This window comes from Labrenzia sp. ATLA3, from assembly GCF_057180185.1.
Genome location: NZ_JBXUKV010000006.1, coordinates 127,799 through 145,279, shown reverse-complemented (window position 1 = coordinate 145,279; position 17,481 = coordinate 127,799). Strand labels below are relative to the sequence as shown.

16 protein-coding genes are annotated in these 17,481 nt (G+C 60.4%); 14 read left to right on the top strand and 2 right to left on the bottom strand.

What is annotated here, in order from left to right:
* Positions 1 to 1,782, bottom strand: coding sequence for an acyl-CoA dehydrogenase (locus tag AC2A6O_RS17380; RefSeq protein ID WP_498928944.1), 1,782 nt, complete (start codon positions 1,780 to 1,782; stop codon positions 1 to 3).
* Positions 1,783 to 2,096: 314 nt separating this feature from the next.
* On the opposite strand from AC2A6O_RS17380, the gene AC2A6O_RS17375 reads away from it, so the two are divergent.
* From AC2A6O_RS17375 to AC2A6O_RS17310, 14 genes are all read left to right on the top strand, one after another.
* Positions 2,097 to 3,092, top strand: coding sequence for an L-threonylcarbamoyladenylate synthase (locus AC2A6O_RS17375; protein ID WP_498928942.1), 996 nt, complete (start codon positions 2,097 to 2,099; stop codon positions 3,090 to 3,092).
* 866 nt (positions 3,093 to 3,958) lie between these two features.
* Entirely contained in the window at positions 3,959 to 4,888 is a 930-nt protein-coding gene (locus AC2A6O_RS17370; protein ID WP_205514046.1) for a histone deacetylase family protein, read from the top strand.
* Between the two features lie 115 nt (positions 4,889 to 5,003).
* Positions 5,004 to 5,252, top strand: a complete 249-nt coding sequence (locus AC2A6O_RS17365; protein ID WP_006933521.1) for an exodeoxyribonuclease VII small subunit — start codon at positions 5,004 to 5,006, stop codon at positions 5,250 to 5,252.
* A gap of 403 nt (positions 5,253 to 5,655) precedes the next feature.
* Positions 5,656 to 7,575 (top strand): 1-deoxy-D-xylulose-5-phosphate synthase, encoded by a 1,920-nt coding sequence (gene dxs / locus AC2A6O_RS17360; protein ID WP_205514048.1) that lies wholly within the window; start codon positions 5,656 to 5,658, stop codon positions 7,573 to 7,575.
* A 226-nt stretch (positions 7,576 to 7,801) separates the two neighbouring features.
* Complete coding sequence (locus AC2A6O_RS17355; RefSeq protein ID WP_209001135.1) at positions 7,802 to 9,193, top strand: MFS transporter; 1,392 nt, start codon at positions 7,802 to 7,804, stop codon at positions 9,191 to 9,193.
* Positions 9,194 to 9,287: 94 nt separating this feature from the next.
* Positions 9,288 to 9,680: a hypothetical protein gene (locus AC2A6O_RS17350; protein WP_498928938.1), complete on the top strand. Its 393-nt coding sequence runs from the start codon at positions 9,288 to 9,290 to the stop codon at positions 9,678 to 9,680.
* A gap of 38 nt (positions 9,681 to 9,718) precedes the next feature.
* Positions 9,719 to 10,237: a copper chaperone PCu(A)C gene (locus AC2A6O_RS17345; protein WP_148585004.1), complete on the top strand. Its 519-nt coding sequence runs from the start codon at positions 9,719 to 9,721 to the stop codon at positions 10,235 to 10,237.
* A gap of 121 nt (positions 10,238 to 10,358) precedes the next feature.
* Positions 10,359 to 10,985, top strand: a complete 627-nt coding sequence (locus tag AC2A6O_RS17340) for an SCO family protein (protein ID WP_148585006.1) — start codon at positions 10,359 to 10,361, stop codon at positions 10,983 to 10,985.
* A 33-nt stretch (positions 10,986 to 11,018) separates the two neighbouring features.
* Positions 11,019 to 11,147 (top strand): hypothetical protein, encoded by a 129-nt coding sequence (locus tag AC2A6O_RS17335; protein ID WP_286192660.1) that lies wholly within the window; start codon positions 11,019 to 11,021, stop codon positions 11,145 to 11,147.
* A gap of 7 nt (positions 11,148 to 11,154) precedes the next feature.
* Entirely contained in the window at positions 11,155 to 11,895 is a 741-nt protein-coding gene (locus AC2A6O_RS17330; protein WP_498928935.1) for a TlyA family RNA methyltransferase, read from the top strand.
* Positions 11,896 to 12,034: 139 nt separating this feature from the next.
* On the top strand, positions 12,035 to 13,267 hold the full coding sequence (locus AC2A6O_RS17325) for a class I SAM-dependent RNA methyltransferase (RefSeq protein WP_498928933.1): 1,233 nt from the start codon (positions 12,035 to 12,037) through the stop codon (positions 13,265 to 13,267).
* 14 nt (positions 13,268 to 13,281) lie between these two features.
* A complete protein-coding gene (locus tag AC2A6O_RS17320; RefSeq protein ID WP_498928931.1) occupies positions 13,282 to 14,391 on the top strand; it encodes a class I SAM-dependent methyltransferase in 1,110 nt (369 codons plus the stop codon).
* A 71-nt stretch (positions 14,392 to 14,462) separates the two neighbouring features.
* On the top strand, positions 14,463 to 15,782 hold the full coding sequence (gene ribB / locus AC2A6O_RS17315) for a 3,4-dihydroxy-2-butanone-4-phosphate synthase (protein ID WP_148585013.1): 1,320 nt from the start codon (positions 14,463 to 14,465) through the stop codon (positions 15,780 to 15,782).
* Between the two features lie 23 nt (positions 15,783 to 15,805).
* Positions 15,806 to 16,360, top strand: coding sequence for a hypothetical protein (locus AC2A6O_RS17310; RefSeq protein WP_498928929.1), 555 nt, complete (start codon positions 15,806 to 15,808; stop codon positions 16,358 to 16,360).
* 128 nt (positions 16,361 to 16,488) lie between these two features.
* Here AC2A6O_RS17310 and yghX read toward each other — a convergent pair whose 3' ends face one another.
* Positions 16,489 to 17,376, bottom strand: coding sequence for a YghX family hydrolase (yghX, locus tag AC2A6O_RS17305; RefSeq protein ID WP_498929457.1), 888 nt, complete (start codon positions 17,374 to 17,376; stop codon positions 16,489 to 16,491).
* Positions 17,377 to 17,481: the final 105 nt, after the last annotated feature.

The window sequence follows — 17,481 nt, the reverse complement described above, 5'->3', positions numbered from 1 at the left end:
TCAGGACGCCAGGGCTTCGGCGTCGAACGCCTGGATGGCTTCGGCGGACAGAAGAATATCCGACTTCAGACCGGCAGTTTCACCCAACAGGGTTTCGCAGAAACTGCGGGCGAGCAGCGTGCGCTCGGCCAACCTCTGTGCGGGTTCGCCCGCTGAGGCAAGCGCGCCCCTGGCAAGCAAAGCGCCGCCCAGGGTCAGGCCGGCGAGCCGCAGATAGGGCGTTGCACCAGCCAGGGCGTCACCGCTTCGGCCATCCGCCTGGGCGCTCAGCATGAAGTCGGTTGCTTCCTGAAGATCCCGAATGCTGGCCGAGAGCCGGTCGGCGGTCGCCCCGAACTCCGGCCGGTTGGAGGCCGAAACCTCGTCTGCCACCGCCTGCAGTTCCGCGATGAAGCCCTTGATCTGCTCCCCCCCGGACAGCGGCAGCTTGCGCATGACCAGATCGATGGACTGAATGCCATTGGTGCCTTCATAGATCGGGGCAATCCGGGCATCGCGCAGGTGCTGTGCCGCGCCGGTTTCCTCAATGAAGCCCATGCCGCCATGAATTTGAATGCCGAGGGAGGCAACCTCGACGCCGAAGTCCGTGGGCAGGGCCTTGGCAATCGGCGTCAGCAGGCTGGCGCGTTCGCTCCAGAAGGTCTTGCCGGCCTCGTCCTCGGCAATCTTCGACATGTCGATGGCATGGGCGCAGGCATAACAGATGGCCCGGGCGACCTGCGTGCGCGCCTTCATGCCCAGGAGCATGCGTTTGATGTCCGGATGGCGGGCAATCGGGCTCATGCCTTCACCGGTATCGCCAGGTGCCCTGCCCTGCTTGCGCTCCAGCGCATAGGTCAAAGCGTGCTGATAGGCGCGCTCCGCAACGCCGAGCCCCTGAATGCCGACTGCCAGGCGTGCATTGTTCATCATGGTGAACATGCAGGCCAGGCCCCGGTTTTCCTCGCCAACCAGCCAGCCGATGGCACCGCCTTCATCGCCATAGACCATCGTGCAGGTGGGCGAGCCGTGAATACCCATCTTGTGCTCGACACCGGCCACCTTCACGTCGTTGCGCTCGCCCAGGGAGCCGTCGTCGTTGACCAGGAACTTCGGCACCAGAAACAGCGAAATACCCTTGGTGCCAGCCGGCGCATCCGGCAGGCGCGCCAGCACCATGTGGACGATGTTGTCAGTGAGGTCGTGGTCGCCATAGGTGATGAAGATCTTCTGGCCGAAGATGCGGTAGGTGCCGTCGTCGCGGCGTTCAGCCTTTGCCTTCAGCGCGTTCAGATCCGAACCGGCCTGTGGCTCGGTCAGGTTCATGGTGCCCATCCACTCGCCGGAGACCAGCTTCTCCAGGTATTTGGCCTTCAGGTCTTCCGAGGCGTGTTTTTCCATTGCCTCGATGGCACCTATGGTCAGGGTCGGACCGATAGCGAATGCCATTGACCCGGAGTTCCACATTTCCAGCGCAGCCGCCGACATCATAACCGGCAGGCCCTGGCCGCCGGATTCCGGATTGGCGGTCAGGCTGTTCCAGCCGCCCTCGATCCAGGCATGATAGGCCTCGCGCCACCCCGGAGGCGTGGACACGTTGCCGTCGACAAGCGGTGTGCCGTGTTTGTCGGCCACCGCGTTCAGGGGGGCGATTTCCTCGGCGGCAAACCGGCCAGCCTCAGTCAGAATTGCATCGACAAGATCGTCGCCGAGTTCGGCGTGACGGGCACTCTTCTGCAGGTCGGGCAGACCGCAGACATGTTTCAGAGTGAAGGCAATCTCATCGACGGGTGCGCGATACATTCAGGTCCTCCCAAAACCAATTGGCTTTCGATTCGTTCCGCCAGATGACGGTTTTCGCTGTTCCGAGCTTGACGGCGGCAAGGCTACTCCGCAAAAGGCAACATCGACAGCGGTTTGGAAGGACAATAGACCCGTTGACGTTAACGTCAACCCGTATCGCAGCGGCAGGTCATCGTCTTTTTGGTCTATTGCGGAACCGAGATGTCCGCTCGGCCCGGCTCCTGCCTGACAGGATTGCGACACCGTCGCCGAATGGAAAATCTTCGCGTATCCAGGCCGCGCGTAAACGCCTGATGCGCCAGCGAGTGAGGCACATGCGGACTTGGACGCTCGACATCGAGGAAGCCGACTGGCAGGCAGCGCCTGAAGCAGATGCCGTTTGCGCTGCGCTGATGGCAGGTGAGCTGGTGGCGGTGCCGACCGAAACCGTCTACGGCCTTGCGGCCGATGCCACCAACGGGACAGCCTGCGCCAAGATTTTCGCGGCCAAGGGCCGACCGCAGTTCAACCCGCTCATCTCGCACGTCCAGACACTGGATGCAGCTCTGGATCATGGCATTTTCGATGAGCGCGCGCTGGCACTGGCCGAGGCCTTCTGGCCCGGCCCCTTGACCCTGGTCGTCCCCAAACGCTCCACGTCACCGATTTGCGATCTGGCGACCGCCGGACTTCAGACCGTTGCCTTGCGCGTTCCTGTGGGTCCGGTCATGCGGTTTCTGGCCGAAAAAACCGGCAGGCCGCTTGCCGCGCCAAGCGCGAACCGGTCGGGCAAGATCAGCCCGACGCGGGCAGAAGATGTTGTTGCCGATCTCGGCCCTTCACTCAGCTTCGTCATCGACGCCGGTGCTTGTGCCGTCGGCATAGAGTCCACCATCGTTGGCCTGATTGACGGAACGCCGCGCCTGCTGCGGCCGGGCGGTCTTGCCCGCGAGGATATCGAACATGTGCTGGGGCAGCCTCTTGAAGGCGCCAGCCCGGAAATGCGGCCGGATGCCCCGGCAGCGCCGGGAATGCTGACGTCACATTATGCGCCCGATGCGGCGATGCAGCTGAATGCAAGCGATGTGACGGCCAACGACGGCCTGCTTTCCTTCGGTGCCAACCGGCTGCCGGGCGCTGACCTAGCCCTGGCGGAATTCAACCTGAGCGCGACTGGCGACCTTGCCGAAGCCGCCGCCAATCTGTTTCGCGCCATGCGATTTCTCGATGCAAAGGGTGTCAGCACAATCAAGGTGCAGTTTATCCCCAGCTTTGGACTGGGCGAGGCGATCAACGACCGGCTGCGTCGAGCAGCTGCCCCGCGCGACTGACACCAGCGCTGCTCCCGAATACGATTGAGCCGGCCAAGTGCTTGGGCTGTTGTTTGATGCCTTCTTCGGCACCCAAGCAAAAGGCCTTAAAAAACAGCAACTCGGCGGTAGTCGTTGAAAATCAAGCTGAATCGGGATCGCCTTAATTTAATCTCAAACACCGTAAGTTTCCGTTCCCGATGACAAGCAAACTTCGCCGCCAAAACTCGATTCTGGTTAAGCAATTCATACAATATTTGCCGGAACAAGAGCTTCTACTGCAAACTTATCAACACCATGCCGCAGATGGATTACGGTAAAAGGCTCGCATTCCCTTACTGGAATCGCTTAGTTTAAGAATCAGAATTGAGATGCAGCGGACCTCCCCTCGAGCACTGCGGTGCTCGCACCTCTGTAAGGGCCGGCAAGATAGCCGGCCCGTTTTTTTGCCCCCCCTTCCTGACCCGACCAGCCACAACAGAGGCCACAGCGTGACCAACCGAAGCGATTGGTTACACGACAGCCAATCCGGAGACGATGTGCACGTAGTGGTTGAATGGCCATTGTGCTTCTTCAGGACCATCAACTGGCCGGCAGACCTCGCCGCGGCGATGCGACCAATGCCCAGAGACTGACATTTTTGCCCAGCGGCCCTGTCCTGTTTTCAATCGCGTGTGACCAGGTGCGTCTTTCCAGTTTCCGCCGCTCACCTGATGTGCCGCAGTTTGCGAGGTGCGAGCCGTCGCAATGGCGTGGAGGAACAATCCGCCTCAAACTCCCTTTACAGGTCCGCATTCTAGTCCAATGCGGGAATTGACAGCCTGTCCTACAACCGCTCTGATGCAGGGCCGACAAAAGATAACAATTCACCTTCCGGAAACGCCCCCTTGTCCACGCTGCTTTTGCACCACTCATCCTATCTCGATCACCTGACCCCTGTGGGGCATCCGGAGCGACCGGACCGCATTCGGGCAATCGACAGGATATTGGAACACGAAAAATTCCAGTCCGTGGAACGCGATCTCGCGCCCATGGGGACTGTTGAGGATATCGCCCGCGCTCACCCCATGAGCTACGTTGACCAGATCCACCGGCTGGCTCCGGAGGAAGGAACAGCCAGGGTAGACGCCGACACCACCATGTCGCCCGGCACGTGGGAAGCAGCGCTGCGCGGCGTTGGCGGCGCTTGCCGTGCGGTCGATGAGGTGCTGACGAAAAGGGTCAACAACGCCTTCTCCGCGTCCCGCCCTCCCGGTCATCACGCGGAAAAAGACCGCGCCATGGGATTCTGCTTTTTCAACAATGCGGCGGTTGCCGCGCGCTATGCGCAGGCGAAATTCGGGTTGGAACGGGTGGCCATCGTCGATTTCGACGTTCACCACGGCAACGGTACCCAGGATATCTTCTGGGACGATCCGACGGTGATGTATTGCTCCACTCACCAGATGCCGCTTTATCCGGGATCCGGTGCAGCGTCGGAGACCGGAGACGCCAACAACATCGTGAACGCCCCTCTGGCGCCCGGTGAAGATGGAACCGGCTTCAAGGAAGCCTTCGAGATACTGCTTCTGCCGCGCCTCAATCTCTTCGCACCGGAACTGGTGATCATTTCCGCAGGATTTGATGCGCACATGCGCGACCCGCTGGGTGGGCTCAACCTTGTCGAGGCAGACTTCGCCTGGGCGACGCGCGCGTTGATGGACGTCGCCGACACCCACAGCAACGGCCATCTGATCTCCGTTCTCGAAGGCGGATACGACCTTGAAGGGCTGGCGCGATCGGTCGCCGCGCATGTGATGACACTCATGACCGGTTAGTGTGAAAAGCACGGGGATGACCGGCAAAAGGCCAAAATGAAACCTTGACCTTCGGCCTTCAGACCGCAAGTTTCCCTCAAGACCAGACGATATTCAGACAAACGGGATCCCACCGATGACCGATGCTGCCAACGACATTGCCGGCCTTTCCTTTGAAGAAGCGCTGAAGCAGCTCGAAACCATTGTGCGGGAACTCGAGCAAGGCAACGTGCCGCTGGAGCGGAGCATCGACATGTATGAACGCGGCGACGCGCTGCGCAAGCATTGCGACACGCTCCTGAAATCCGCGGAGGCCAAGGTCGAGAAGATCCAGCTGGGTCAAAACGGCGAAGCCAGCGGGACCGAAGCGCTCGACCCGCAATAACCCGGCCACGCGAAACCGATAGCCCTTCGGCCTGCATCCGGAGCCAGTTCTGAACTGTGTGCCGGCTCGCCCGGTCGCAACGCGGATTTTCGGAAGAAAGCTGCGCTGCCGATTTCTTTCCCTTCGCGTCAATCAAATAACCGTGTGTCAGACAATGTCTTCACTGGCGGGCGGTTTCGTTCTCGTTAAGCGCATCAGCCAACGAGATAACTGCGCGTATTTTCGCCAAAACCTGCACGTTTTCTGCCAAAAGGCCCCTTAAGTCATTTCAGGCAAATGCACGGCGTTTTCATCGCAGGACTCGTGGAGCCAAAATGGCGCATACCCCCTGCCCGATTTGCGCCCTATATCCGGTTGGTGTATGCCTGCCCGCCATGTTTCAAATCGTGGAGCTATCTCCAGAGTGTCTTCCAAGCCCGATACCCCTCTTCTTGACCAGGTAAAGTCCCCGGCCGATCTGCGCCAGCTTGATGAAAATGATCTCAAGCAGCTCGCCGACGAATTGCGCGCGGAAACAATCGACGCCGTGTCGATGACAGGCGGTCACCTGGGCGCGGGGCTTGGCGTCGTCGAGCTGACGGTCGCATTGCACTACGTCTTCAACACGCCCGAAGACAAGCTCATCTGGGATGTCGGCCACCAGTGCTATCCGCACAAGATCCTGACGGAGCGCCGCGACCGAATCCGGACACTTCGCCAGGGCAATGGTCTGTCGGGCTTCACAAAACGCGCCGAAAGCGCCTTTGACCCGTTTGGCGCCGCGCATTCCTCCACGTCGATTTCAGCCGGTCTCGGCATGGCTACCGGCAGGGACCTGAAGGGCGCAGACAACAATGTCATCGCGGTGATCGGTGATGGCGCCATGTCCGCAGGCATGGCCTATGAAGCGATGAACAACGCCGGCCATCTCGGCTCGCGACTCATCGTCATCCTGAACGACAATGACATGTCCATCGCACCGCCGGTTGGTGCCATGTCCGCCTATCTGGCCAAGCTCGTTTCGGGCCCGACCTACCAGACCTTCCGCGATGCGGCCAAAAATCTGGTCAAGAACCTGCCCAAGCCGGTGTTCGAGAAGGCTGCCCGGGCAGAGGAATATGCCCGTGGCTTCTGGACCGGAGGAACGTTGTTCGAGGAACTCGGGTTCTATTATGTCGGCCCGGTCGACGGTCATAATCTCGAACATCTCCTGCCGATCTTGAAGAATGTCCGTGACACTCACCACGGCCCGATCCTGATCCATGCGGTCACCCAGAAGGGCAAGGGCTATGCTCCCGCGGAAGGAGCGAAGGACAAGTATCACGGCGTCGCCAAGTTTGATGTGGTTACCGGCAAGCAGGCCAAGCCAAAGGCCAATGCGCCCAGCTACACCAACGTTTTTGCAACGTCGCTGATCAAGGAAGCGGAAACGGACGACCGCGTGGTCGCCATCACGGCCGCGATGCCGGACGGAACCGGCCTTGATCTGTTCGGCGAAGCCTATCCGAAACGCACATTCGACGTCGGCATTGCCGAGCAGCATGCGGTTACCTTTGCTGCGGGTCTTGCCACCGAAGGCTTCAAGCCGTTTTGCGCGATCTACTCCACCTTTCTGCAGCGCGCCTATGACCAGGTTGTTCACGATGTGGCGATCCAGGGCCTTCCCGTACGCTTTCCGATAGACCGGGCCGGTCTTGTCGGTGCCGATGGCCCCACCCATGCGGGCGCCTTCGACACCGCGTTCCTGACCTGCCTTCCCGGTTTTGTCGTCATGGCGGCTTCGGACGAAGTGGAACTGCGCCACATGGTGGCGACTGCCGTTGCCTATGACGAAGGCCCGATCTCGTTCCGCTACCCGCGCGGCGAAGGCGTCGGTCTGGACATGCCGGAGCGCGGCAGCGTGCTTGAAATCGGCAAGGGCGTCATCCGCAGGGAAGGCACCAAGGTTGCCCTCCTGAACTTCGGCGGCCGCATGAGCGAATGCCTCAAGGCTGCGGACGAACTGGATGCCGCCGGCCTTTCGACCACTGTCGCAGACGCCCGCTTCGCCAAACCTCTGGACATGGACATGATCCGCCGTCTTGCCCGCGAGCATGAGGTTCTCGTCATGATCGAGGAAGGATCAGCCGGCGGCTTCGGCAGTCATGTGCTGACCCGGCTTGCCGAGGAAGGCCTTCTGGACAACGGATTGAAGGTCCGTGCACTCGCTCTGCCGGATGCCTATCTCGATCACGATAAGCCGGAAGCGATGTATGAACGCTCAGGGCTCTCCTGTGACGGCATTTTGAAGACCGTCTTCACAGCACTCGGAACAGCCTCTGTCAGTGCGCCGCAGCGCGCCTGAGGGCTTGTGTTTCGTTCTTTGCCAAAGGACGTCGGGATACCCGCCGTCAAAGTCGGCTGGGGAGCTCAAATCAAACCCGATTGACACGGGGCGCCATACCTGAAAAGGCTGGTTGAAAGGAACAGGTGCGTCGGTTCAAACCGGCGCTTTTGTTTTATTTCTCGGGCACGATACCAGTCGCAACGCTCCTGACCGGGCTGCGGCGGTCCATCGTCAGGATGCAGCCATGGCTCAGACCCTTCTTTCCGTATCCGCTCTCTTGTTGTCGGTCGCCCTGCTCATATTCGGGCACGGTATACAGACGACACTGCTGCCACTGGCCGCGGAACGGTTTTACTTCACGGACTTCGAAATCGGGCTGGTCTCATCGGCCTATTTCTTCGGCATGGTGATCGGCTGTCTCGGCGCACCGCTGGTGATCATGCGCGCCGGGCACATCCGGGCCTTTGCCGCGCTCGTCTCGTTGATGTCCGCCGCCGCCATCCTGCACCCGGTGCTCATCGATCCCTATGCCTGGATGATCATCCGCATGATCTCCGGCTTCAGCCTTGCCGGTTTTTACATGATCGTGGAAAGCTGGCTGAACGAAAGCGCCTCGAACGAGAACCGTGGCACGGTGATGTCGTTTTACATCGTCGTCCTGTTCGGCGCCCTGATGCTGGGGCAGATTTCCATTGCGTCAATGAACATCGCCGATTTCATTCCCTTCGCGATTGCCTCGGTGATGGTGTCCCTTGCCGTGATGCCGGTATCTCTGACCACATCGACCCAGCCCGCCCCGATCACTCTGGTGCGTTTCGAGCCGAAAAAGCTCTACAAGAACTCCCCGGCAGCATTTGTCGGCGTGCTGTTCATTGGCGCGTCTCAAGGCGCTCTGCTTACGCTCTCGTCCCTTTACGGGTCGCAGATTGGCCTTTCCACCAAGCAAGCCGCGTTTTATGCGGCCGCCATCGTCGGCGGCGGTCTTATTGCACAGTGGCCAGTGGGCCGGCTTTCCGACCGCATCGATCGTCGTCTCGTGATCGCCGGTCTCGGTGTCGCAACTGCAGCCGTTTCGATGGCAATCGTGTTCTTCTCGCCGAAGGACTTCATGGTCGCCATTTTGTGCGCGGTCGCCGTGGGCATGGTCGTGCAGCCGCTTTATGCAATCGCGGTTGCGCACGCCTTCGACCACGCGGCGACCGAAGATTTCGTCGCGACCTCCTCCGGCATGCTGCTGTCGTTCGGTATCGGCTCGATCATCGGACCGCTGGCAGCCTCCATGATCATGAGCCACACCGGCCCGTCCGGGCTGTACATCATGATTATCGCGGCCAATATCATGATGGTGATCTTCATCCTTGCCCGTGTGATGACCCGCGTGGCACCGACCGGAGAAGACAAGACAGACTTCGAATACGCCTCCACCGCGCAGGTCGGTTCGGTTGTCACCGCCGAAGCCCTGGATGCCGCTCCCGAAGAAATTGTCATCCCACCCGAGGAGTTCCCGGCTTACGAAGACGACATCTACAATTTCGAAACCTCCGCCGAGAGCGATACGAGCGACGAGGATGCGGCCGCTTCCGCCGAAACCACTGCAACCGAAGACGCAGCGGACAAGACACCGCCAACGACCTGATGTCTTTCCGCTCCATGTGGCCCGGCTATCGCCCCCTTTGCCTGCGCGGTTTCGCCTCTCGACATGATTGTGCAACCGGCTTATAGCCGCTTGTATGAAAGCGCGCGTCACAAAGCTGCAACAGCTCCGGCAGGAGCGTCACCCCCTGGTGGCGCTGGCGGCCTTTGCCTTTGCGATGCGTCTTGTGCTTTTGGTTCTTGCAAGCGCATTGTCGCCGGATGCAGCGGTTGCTGCAGGTCTTACCAGCCTTTGCCAGCCTTCCGACCAGGACCAGAGCCTGCCGCGACCGCACAATCCGCTCACCTGTCAATGCGGACCGGTCTGCGCCCATGGCTGCGCAATCGCGCCCTGCCTGGCAAGCGCAGTGCCGCATGTGGATCAACCACTCGCAAGCGCCGAAAACCTGCACCTGCCGACAAGGCAGACATCTGTCCTGCCCCCTGCTCAGCGGTCCAGCCCCATCAGGGCGCCGCCTTCCTCGGTCTGAAAAAACATCCAACATCTCAGACCTCAAGGAATAGCATTATGAAAATCTGGAAAACCGTAGCGGCTGCCGCCGCCCTTTCGCTTGTCTCCCTGTCCGCTCTCGCGCACGACTACAAGGCTGGCGAGCTGACGCTCAACCATCCATGGACCCGCGCAACGCCGCCGAAAGCAAAGGCTGGCGGCGGCTTTGTCGAAATCATCAACAACGGCACCGAGGCAGACCGCCTTGTGGGTGCGAGTTCCGACGTTGCCGCAAAGGTGGAAATTCACGAGATGGCGGTGACCGACGGCGTGATGAAAATGCGCAAGATGGAAGATGGCGTCGAAATCCCGGCCGGTGAAACGGTTGCGCTTCAGCCGGGCGGCTACCACGTCATGTTCATGGGCCTCAACCAACCCTTCGAAGAGGGCACCAAAATTCCGGTTGTCCTGACCTTTGAAAAAGCTGGCGATGTTGCTGTCGAAATGGCTGTCTCCAAGATGGGCGCCAAAACTCCCGATGGCGGTGCGGAGCATGGCGCCATGGACCACAGCAAGATGGATCACGGCAAGAACTGAGCCCCGTCTGTGGGCGTTGCTTCGGTCTCGATAAAACGCCCACACCCATTTTCAAAGTGTCAGAGCCCCTTCCTGCCTTGCAACAGGTGCCGGGGGCTCTGATCAGGATAGGACAAAACCGATGTCTGGTTTGAAACTCTTCCGGTACGTGGCCTGGGCGGCTGTTGCCGTGCTTGCGATCGTTTCCGGAGTACTGGTCTATCAGCAGACGGCTGGCAACAAGAACACCGGTGGCCTGATCGAGCCGCTTGCGGCCATCGGCGGCCCGTTCGAGCTTATCAACGGCAACGGCGAAACGGTGACCGACAAGACCTTTTCGACGAAGCCAACCGTTCTGTTTTTCGGCTTCACCTTCTGCCCAGATGTCTGCCCGACGACACTTTCCGAGCTTCAGGGCTGGATGGAAGAACTCGGACCGGATGCCGACAAGCTCAACTATGCGTTCGTGACCGTGGATCCGGAGCGCGATACACCCGAAGTCATGCGCGACTACGTGTGGGCCTTCGACAAACGCATTGTTCCGCTCACCGGCACGCGAGAGCAGATCGATCCCATGTTGAAGGCATACCGGGTCTATTCCAAGAAGGTGCCTCTTGACGATGGCGACTATACGATGGACCATTCCGCTGCCATCTATCTCATGAGTGCAGACAACAAGTTCGTCGGCACGATTGCTTATGGTGAGGCAGAAGAAACCGCCATGAAGAAGCTGCGCAGGCTCATCGACAACGCGCCAGCCTCTTCCTGAGGTAAAAACTGGAGCAAGCCGGACACGATGCGCATGCCGCTGTTCATGGGACTGACCGCTGGCGCGACGGGCCTCGTCGCGCTTTCGGCGTTTCTGTGGCTCTATGCCGGTGAGCGGGTCTTCGCCGACCGACTGATCTCGGCAATCGCCGGCTGCTTCTGAAATTCATATGTCCAAACAACGCCTCGACCAGCATCTCGTCGATACGGGTGTCTTCCCGTCCCGCGCGCGGGCACGGGACGCCATCCTGCGTGGGACAGTCAGCGTCGACGGCGCTCCCTGCACCAAACCGGCGCAGAAAACCTCCGCCGATGCCAGCATCACCGTTGAAGATCCGGCCTCAGGCTACGTCAGCCGGGCCGCGCTGAAGCTGATCGAAGGCCTTGACCGGTTCGCTGTCGATCCAAACGGCAGGATCTGCCTCGACATCGGCGCTTCCACCGGCGGGTTTACCCAGGTCCTTCTGGAACGCGGCGCTGAAAAAGTTCATGCCATCGACGTCGGCCACGGCCAATTGCACGACAGCCTGAAGACAAATCCGAAGGTGGTCGCACGCGACGGTCTCAATGCGCGGGACCTGACCTTGCAGGATCTTGGAGGAGACGCCCCAAGCCTGCTCGTCTCCGACGTCAGCTTCATCTCGCTGAAGCTTGCCCTGCCGCCCGCGCTCGCACTCGCCGCGCCCGGCGCGGAAGGCGTGTTCCTGGTGAAACCGCAATTTGAGGCGGGCAAGGACAATATCGGCAAAGGCGGCCTGGTTGATCCGGAAATTGCCGAAGAAACCGCGAGATCCCTGCAGGTGTGGCTGAACAGCATGCCAGAGTGGCAGGCAGGTGACCTCGTTCCCTCGCCGGTCAAAGGGGGGGACGGCAATGCGGAATGGCTGCTCTACGGACGGAAAGCTGGCTGAGGGTCATCGCTTCTCCCCCTTCCCTTCTCCCTTTTCTACATTCCGACCAAGCGCATACCGCTGACCTCAGGGATAGCGCGGAGAGGCTGTCTCATGATCAAGGCTTGCTCATTCCCCTTCTTGGCGCTATCGCTCGGCCATGAGCGAGAGAGAATTTGAAATCACCACGCTCGGCCACCGTGGTGACGGTGTTGCCGAGACGGAGACCGGGCCGGTCTATGTGGCCGAAGCCCTGCCGGGCGAAACCGTCCGGGCCAAAGTGGTGGACGGACGCGCGCAAGATCCAGTGATCGTTGCAAAGTCGCCGGACCGGGTCGAACCGGTGTGCCGACATTTCCACGCATGTGGCGGGTGTTCCGTGCAGCATCTTGCAGAAGGGCCATATCTGGCCTGGAAACGCGGGCTTGTCGAAAAGTCCTTGCGTGATCGCGGTATCGAGACCGATGTATCCAGCACGATTGCAGCGACCATGGGCGGTCGCCGCCGGGCTGTTCTGACGGCCACCCGCGCCGGACGCCACACTTTGCTCGGCTACCATGAAAAGGCCAGCCACCGGCTGGTCGATATTTCCGAATGCCCCGTGCTGGACCCTGTCATCGTTGAAGCGCTCCCCGGCCTCAAGTCGCTTGCCTCGGAAGTTCTGCCGAAAAAAGGCGAGCTTCGGATGACCGTCCTGGTGACCACCACCGGTCTGGATGTCGCGCTCGACAAGGCCGACAAGGGATATGAACGCAAGATCCCGGCCCTGTCGCAAAAGGTCGTCGATCAGAACCTTGCCCGGCTTTCGGTCAATGGCGAAGTCATCCTGGAGCTGCGTCCGCCCCTGCTCGACATGGGCGGCATCGGCATTGTCGCCGCCCCCGGCGGCTTTGCCCAGGCAACGCTGGCGGCGGAACATGCGTTGTCCAAGCTGGTTCTTGAAGGCGTCGGCAAGGCCAAGGCCATCGCCGATCTCTTTTCCGGTGTCGGCACATTCGCGCTCAGGCTCGGCCAGCAGGCCAATGTGCACGCGGTGGAAGGCGATGCAGCGGCACTGGCCGCCTTTGACAAGGCCCTGCGCAAACCCCAGGGTCTGAAGAAGATAACATTTGAACGGCGCGATCTTTCTCGCAGACCGCTGGTGAAGGAGGAGTTGGACCGTTACGACTCCGTGGTTTTCGATCCTCCGCGTGCCGGCGGCCAGGCGCAGGCAGAACAACTGGCCCTTTCGACGGTCAAGACGATTGTTGCCGTCTCATGTAATCCAGCGACGCTTGCCCGGGATCTGCGGATCCTGCTCGACGGCGGATATGTGCTGCAAAGCGTCACACCAGTGGACCAGTTCCACTTTTCGCCCCATATTGAAGCTGTGGCGGTGTTGAACAGACCTTGATAGGGGAGTGAGCCATGAGTGCGGCGGATGAGGAATTCGGACCTGTCAGAGGCCCCCGCAGCCTGCCGCCGCTTCTGAGCCTTGCCCGCCGAACGCGCTATGCGCTTTATCAAGGCTCCCGCGTTGCGCTCTACACCCTGCATTCCGAAGCCATGCGGCGGATGAACCGGGACCTCCAGAAAGAGCTTCCGGAAACACCGGAGGTGGTGCCGACAGGCCCGGTGCCGAGCCAGAGGCGTATGCTGGCGGACATCGTCAAGCTGTTCGCGGACGATCTGAAAGCCGTCGAGGACGGGCTTTATCCACTCCCGTCCGACGGCACGATGACACCGGGCGAACTGATTGCGACCAGTCGCGCCTTCTTCAAGGATGTGCCGGAGGTTGCTCGGCGACGGGCGAGCGGTGCGCACCAGGAAGTGAATTCCACCGAGGGATTTGCAGCCGCCCTCCCCCGCTATTATCGGCAGAACTTCCATTTTCAGACCGACGGCTGGCTGTCGGAGGAAAGTGCCCGGCTCTACGATTTCCAGGTGGATGTGCTGTTTTCAGGCGCCACCGCCGCGATGCGTCGCAGGGCCCTTGTTCCGTTTGCAAAAATCTTGCGCCGCAAGGATCAGCGCCGCGTTTCCTACCTGGACATCGCCTGTGGCACCGGCGGTCTCTTGCGGCCCGCCCTGGCCGCTTTTCCGCGCCTGAAGGGCACGGGCATCGATCTGTCGGAACCCTATCTCAATGTTGCCCGGGAACGCCTGCCGTCACGCCGCGCCGGGTATGTCTGCGGTCTCGCCGAAACATTGCCGTTCGCGGACAATTCACTCGACGTCGTATCCTGCGTCTTCCTGTTTCACGAGCTGCCGCCGAAAATCCGCAGACAGGTCATGTCGGAAGTGGGCCGCGTTCTGAAGCCCGGCGGCTCGTTTCTTTTTGTCGACAGCCTGCAGACAGGAGATGTGCCGGAATATGACGGTCTCCTGTCGGTCTTTCCTCAGCTTTTCCACGAGCCGTATTTTACGTCTTATCTCAGCGAAGACCTGACGGGGCTCGCAAAGGCGGCAGGGCTAGAACAAAGCTGGATGACTCCGGCCTTCGTCTCCCGCGTCGCGGAGTTTATCAAAAGCGACTGATCTTTCAGTATCACTGAAAAATTACATCTCTTCCCTTGAGACTGAAAATATTCGGGCGTATATCCAAGATTATGAGATTGGATCTATGGCTCTTGCAGACCGGGGAAAACCGCAGCGCCTTTGCGCGCCGCGCCAACCTTTCGCCTGCCTCCGTTACGGCCCTTTGCAACGATCCCAATGTCTGGGTCTCGCGGGACATGGCTCGCAAGATCGCAATTGCCACCAATGGTGCCGTAACCCCCAACGACTTTCTCGGACTGTCTACAACCAAGGAGCATCCCGTGTCCCAGGCCCGTGTCGCAGAAGCAATCCGCGCATTCGAACGTGGAGAAATGGTGGTCGTGACTGACGATGATGACCGCGAGAACGAAGGCGATCTGATTGTCGCCGCCGCCAAGGTCACGCCGGAACAGATGGCCTTCATGGTGCGTCACACGTCCGGCATCATCTGCGCCCCGATGACGGTTGCTCACGCCCGCCGCCTGCGGCTTGATCCGATGGTCTCCGAAAACGACGCTCCGCTGGCAACGGCCTTCACCATTTCCGTCGACTACCGACAGGGACTGACCACCGGCATTTCAGCCGAGGAACGCTGCTCCACCGTACGCGCGCTCGCAAACCCCAATGTCGGCGCTGACGATTTCGTCCGTCCCGGACACGTCTTTCCGCTTGTGGCCAAGGAAGGCGGCGTCATGATCCGCTCCGGCCATACGGAAGCTGCTGTCGACCTCTGCCGTCTCTCGGGCCTGGAACAGGTCGGTGTCATCAGCGAACTGGTCAATGACGACGGCACCGTGAAGCGCGGCCAGCAGGTGGCCGAATTCGCAGCGGAGTACGACCTGAAGATGGTTTCCGTTTCCGACCTGATCGCCTGGCGCCAGCGCACCGAGAAGCTGGTGGAGCGGGTCAACGAACAGCCGGTCGATACGGTGTTCGGTCCGGCCTATGCCACCACCTATTCCACTCCGTACGACCCGATGCACCATCTGGCCATCGTCTATGGCGACATTCTGGACGGCCGCAACGTGCCGGTGCGCCTGCAGCTGGAGTCCGTGCTCGACGATGTCTTCGGAGAGGGCCGGCCGCTTGACCCGATCATGAAACATTTCGCGGAACGCGGACGGGGGATCATCGTCTATCTGCGGGAAGGCTCGGTCGGCGTTGCCCGTCAGTCGAAGCGGTCAAGATCCGACTTTGAGGCCGCCGATACCGAGGAACACAGCTCCGCACAAGCCAGACAGGAACAATGGCGTGAGGTCGGGCTTGGTGCACAGATCCTGAAGGACCTGGGCGTCACTTCCATTCGCCTGCTAGCCTCCCGTGAGCGCCATTACGTTGGTCTGGAAGGGTTTGACATCAAGATTGACGAAACAGAGATCCTCGATATCTGAGGATCCTTCGGAAGGTGCCTTTCATGGCGGCGAAGAAAGAGGCAATCGAACAAGAGGACAAAGCAAAGCCGGTCCCGGAGCCTTTCGCCGTCGGCTTCAACCGCAGCCAGAGCGAAAGCATCGTCTACGGCAGCCTTGTCCTCGGCATTCTGTTCGCCGTAATCGGAGCCGTCGGCAGCCTTCCACTGCTGGCCCTTGCCGCCCTCGCGCCTCTCGGCATCGCCTATTGGCATTATCCGATGATCGAGAAAGGCATACCTCAGCTCGGCGCCAACGAGGACGGCCTGTATGTGGAGCGCATCGGCTTCATCGACTGGGCAGCCATCGGGACGGCCGACATCAAGCGAACCTCTGTCCGCTCCATCGAACTGGTCCGGCTTGACGTGCTTCTGACCCGGTCACTGGAAGATGCCGTCGTGAAGGCACAGACCGTTCCGGTCTGGAAGAAATTCATGATGCGCAACTGGAAACGCACCCGACGCGAGCACGGGCAGGACCTGATCGCAATCAACCTGCACACGCTCGCCGCTGACCCGGAAGAAATCCTGAGCCGCATCAGGGCCTTCATGTTCGCCTGATGCGTGGCCAGAATTGACAGTCAGCAGCCCGGCAACTGCCTGAGCGCTGCGGGTAAAGAGGCTGATCGACGCCACCCTGTCCGGAAAGACCGGAACAGGGATGACCGCACAAAGGCAATTCGGCAGCCCTACATCAGGTTTTCCTTGAAGAATTCGATCGTTCTCTTCTCTGCGAGCTTTGCCGCCGCTTCGTCGTAGCGCGGCGTGGTGTCGTTGTGGAAGCCGTGATTCACGCCCGGATACATATGGGCCACATAGGTTTTGCCGTTGGCCTTCAGAGCCTCCTCATAGGCCGGCCAGCCGGCATTGATGCGCTCGTCCAGCTCGGCATATTGCAACATCAGGGGCGCTTTGATCTTTGAGACATCCGCGGCATCCGGCTGACGGCCGTAGAAGGGCACTCCGGCAGCAAGCTCGGGATAGGCCACCGCAATGGCGTTGACGACACCACCGCCATAGCAGAAGCCGACCGCACCAACCTTGCCGGTGCTGTCATCGCTGTTGAGCAGATACTCAAACCCCGCGAAGAAGTCGTTCATCAGCTTCGTGCCGTCGACCGTGCGCTGCAACTCGCGGCCCTTGTCGTCCGTTCCGGGATACCCGCCGACGGAGGTCAAGCCGTCAGGTGCCAGCGCCATGAACCCGGCCTTGCCGAGACGGCGGGCGACATCCTCGATGTAAGGGTTGAGACCCCGGTTCTCGTGTACGACCAGCACAGCCGGCAGCTTTCCCGTGGCGCCTGCCGGCTTCACCAGATAGCCGTTCACTTCGCCATGGCCGTTCGGAGACGGGTAAGTGATGCGTTCGGTTACGATGTCGGCATCGTCCGGCGCAACCTGCTGGGCAAGCGCATAGTTCGGCGAAAGCTGGTCGAGCAGCATGGCAGCCGTCAGACCACCGACTGCGAATTTTGCGGCCCCGTTCATGAACTCGCGCTTGGTGATCTTTCCATGCGCGTAGAAATCATAGAGATCGAGCAGTTCCTGGGGAAAGTCTTTTGCCGTCATACGGCGCACCGGCGTCATTTCATTCATGTCATCACTCCCTGAAATGCATGAGACGTCATGCTGGAGATAAAACTAGGGAGATGACCGGCAAGGTCCATGGCCCTTGCCTTCCGG

What these genes read in the sequence shown, in the direction of transcription:
- AC2A6O_RS17380 (WP_498928944.1), bottom strand. Translation starts at nt 1,782, where the DNA reads ATGTATCGCGCACCCGTCGATGAGATTGCCTTCACTCTGAAACATGTC.
- AC2A6O_RS17375 (WP_498928942.1), top strand. Translation starts at nt 2,097, where the DNA reads ATGCGGACTTGGACGCTCGACATCGAGGAAGCCGACTGGCAGGCAGCG.
- AC2A6O_RS17365 (WP_006933521.1), top strand. Translation starts at nt 5,004, where the DNA reads ATGACCGATGCTGCCAACGACATTGCCGGCCTTTCCTTTGAAGAAGCG.
- AC2A6O_RS17355 (WP_209001135.1), top strand. Translation starts at nt 7,802, where the DNA reads ATGGCTCAGACCCTTCTTTCCGTATCCGCTCTCTTGTTGTCGGTCGCC.
- AC2A6O_RS17350 (WP_498928938.1), top strand. Translation starts at nt 9,288, where the DNA reads ATGAAAGCGCGCGTCACAAAGCTGCAACAGCTCCGGCAGGAGCGTCAC.
- AC2A6O_RS17345 (WP_148585004.1), top strand. Translation starts at nt 9,719, where the DNA reads ATGAAAATCTGGAAAACCGTAGCGGCTGCCGCCGCCCTTTCGCTTGTC.
- AC2A6O_RS17340 (WP_148585006.1), top strand. Translation starts at nt 10,359, where the DNA reads ATGTCTGGTTTGAAACTCTTCCGGTACGTGGCCTGGGCGGCTGTTGCC.
- AC2A6O_RS17335 (WP_286192660.1), top strand. Translation starts at nt 11,019, where the DNA reads ATGCCGCTGTTCATGGGACTGACCGCTGGCGCGACGGGCCTCGTCGCG.
- AC2A6O_RS17330 (WP_498928935.1), top strand. Translation starts at nt 11,155, where the DNA reads ATGTCCAAACAACGCCTCGACCAGCATCTCGTCGATACGGGTGTCTTC.
- AC2A6O_RS17325 (WP_498928933.1), top strand. Translation starts at nt 12,035, where the DNA reads ATGAGCGAGAGAGAATTTGAAATCACCACGCTCGGCCACCGTGGTGAC.
- AC2A6O_RS17320 (WP_498928931.1), top strand. Translation starts at nt 13,282, where the DNA reads ATGAGTGCGGCGGATGAGGAATTCGGACCTGTCAGAGGCCCCCGCAGC.
- ribB (WP_148585013.1), top strand. Translation starts at nt 14,463, where the DNA reads ATGAGATTGGATCTATGGCTCTTGCAGACCGGGGAAAACCGCAGCGCC.
- AC2A6O_RS17310 (WP_498928929.1), top strand. Translation starts at nt 15,806, where the DNA reads ATGGCGGCGAAGAAAGAGGCAATCGAACAAGAGGACAAAGCAAAGCCG.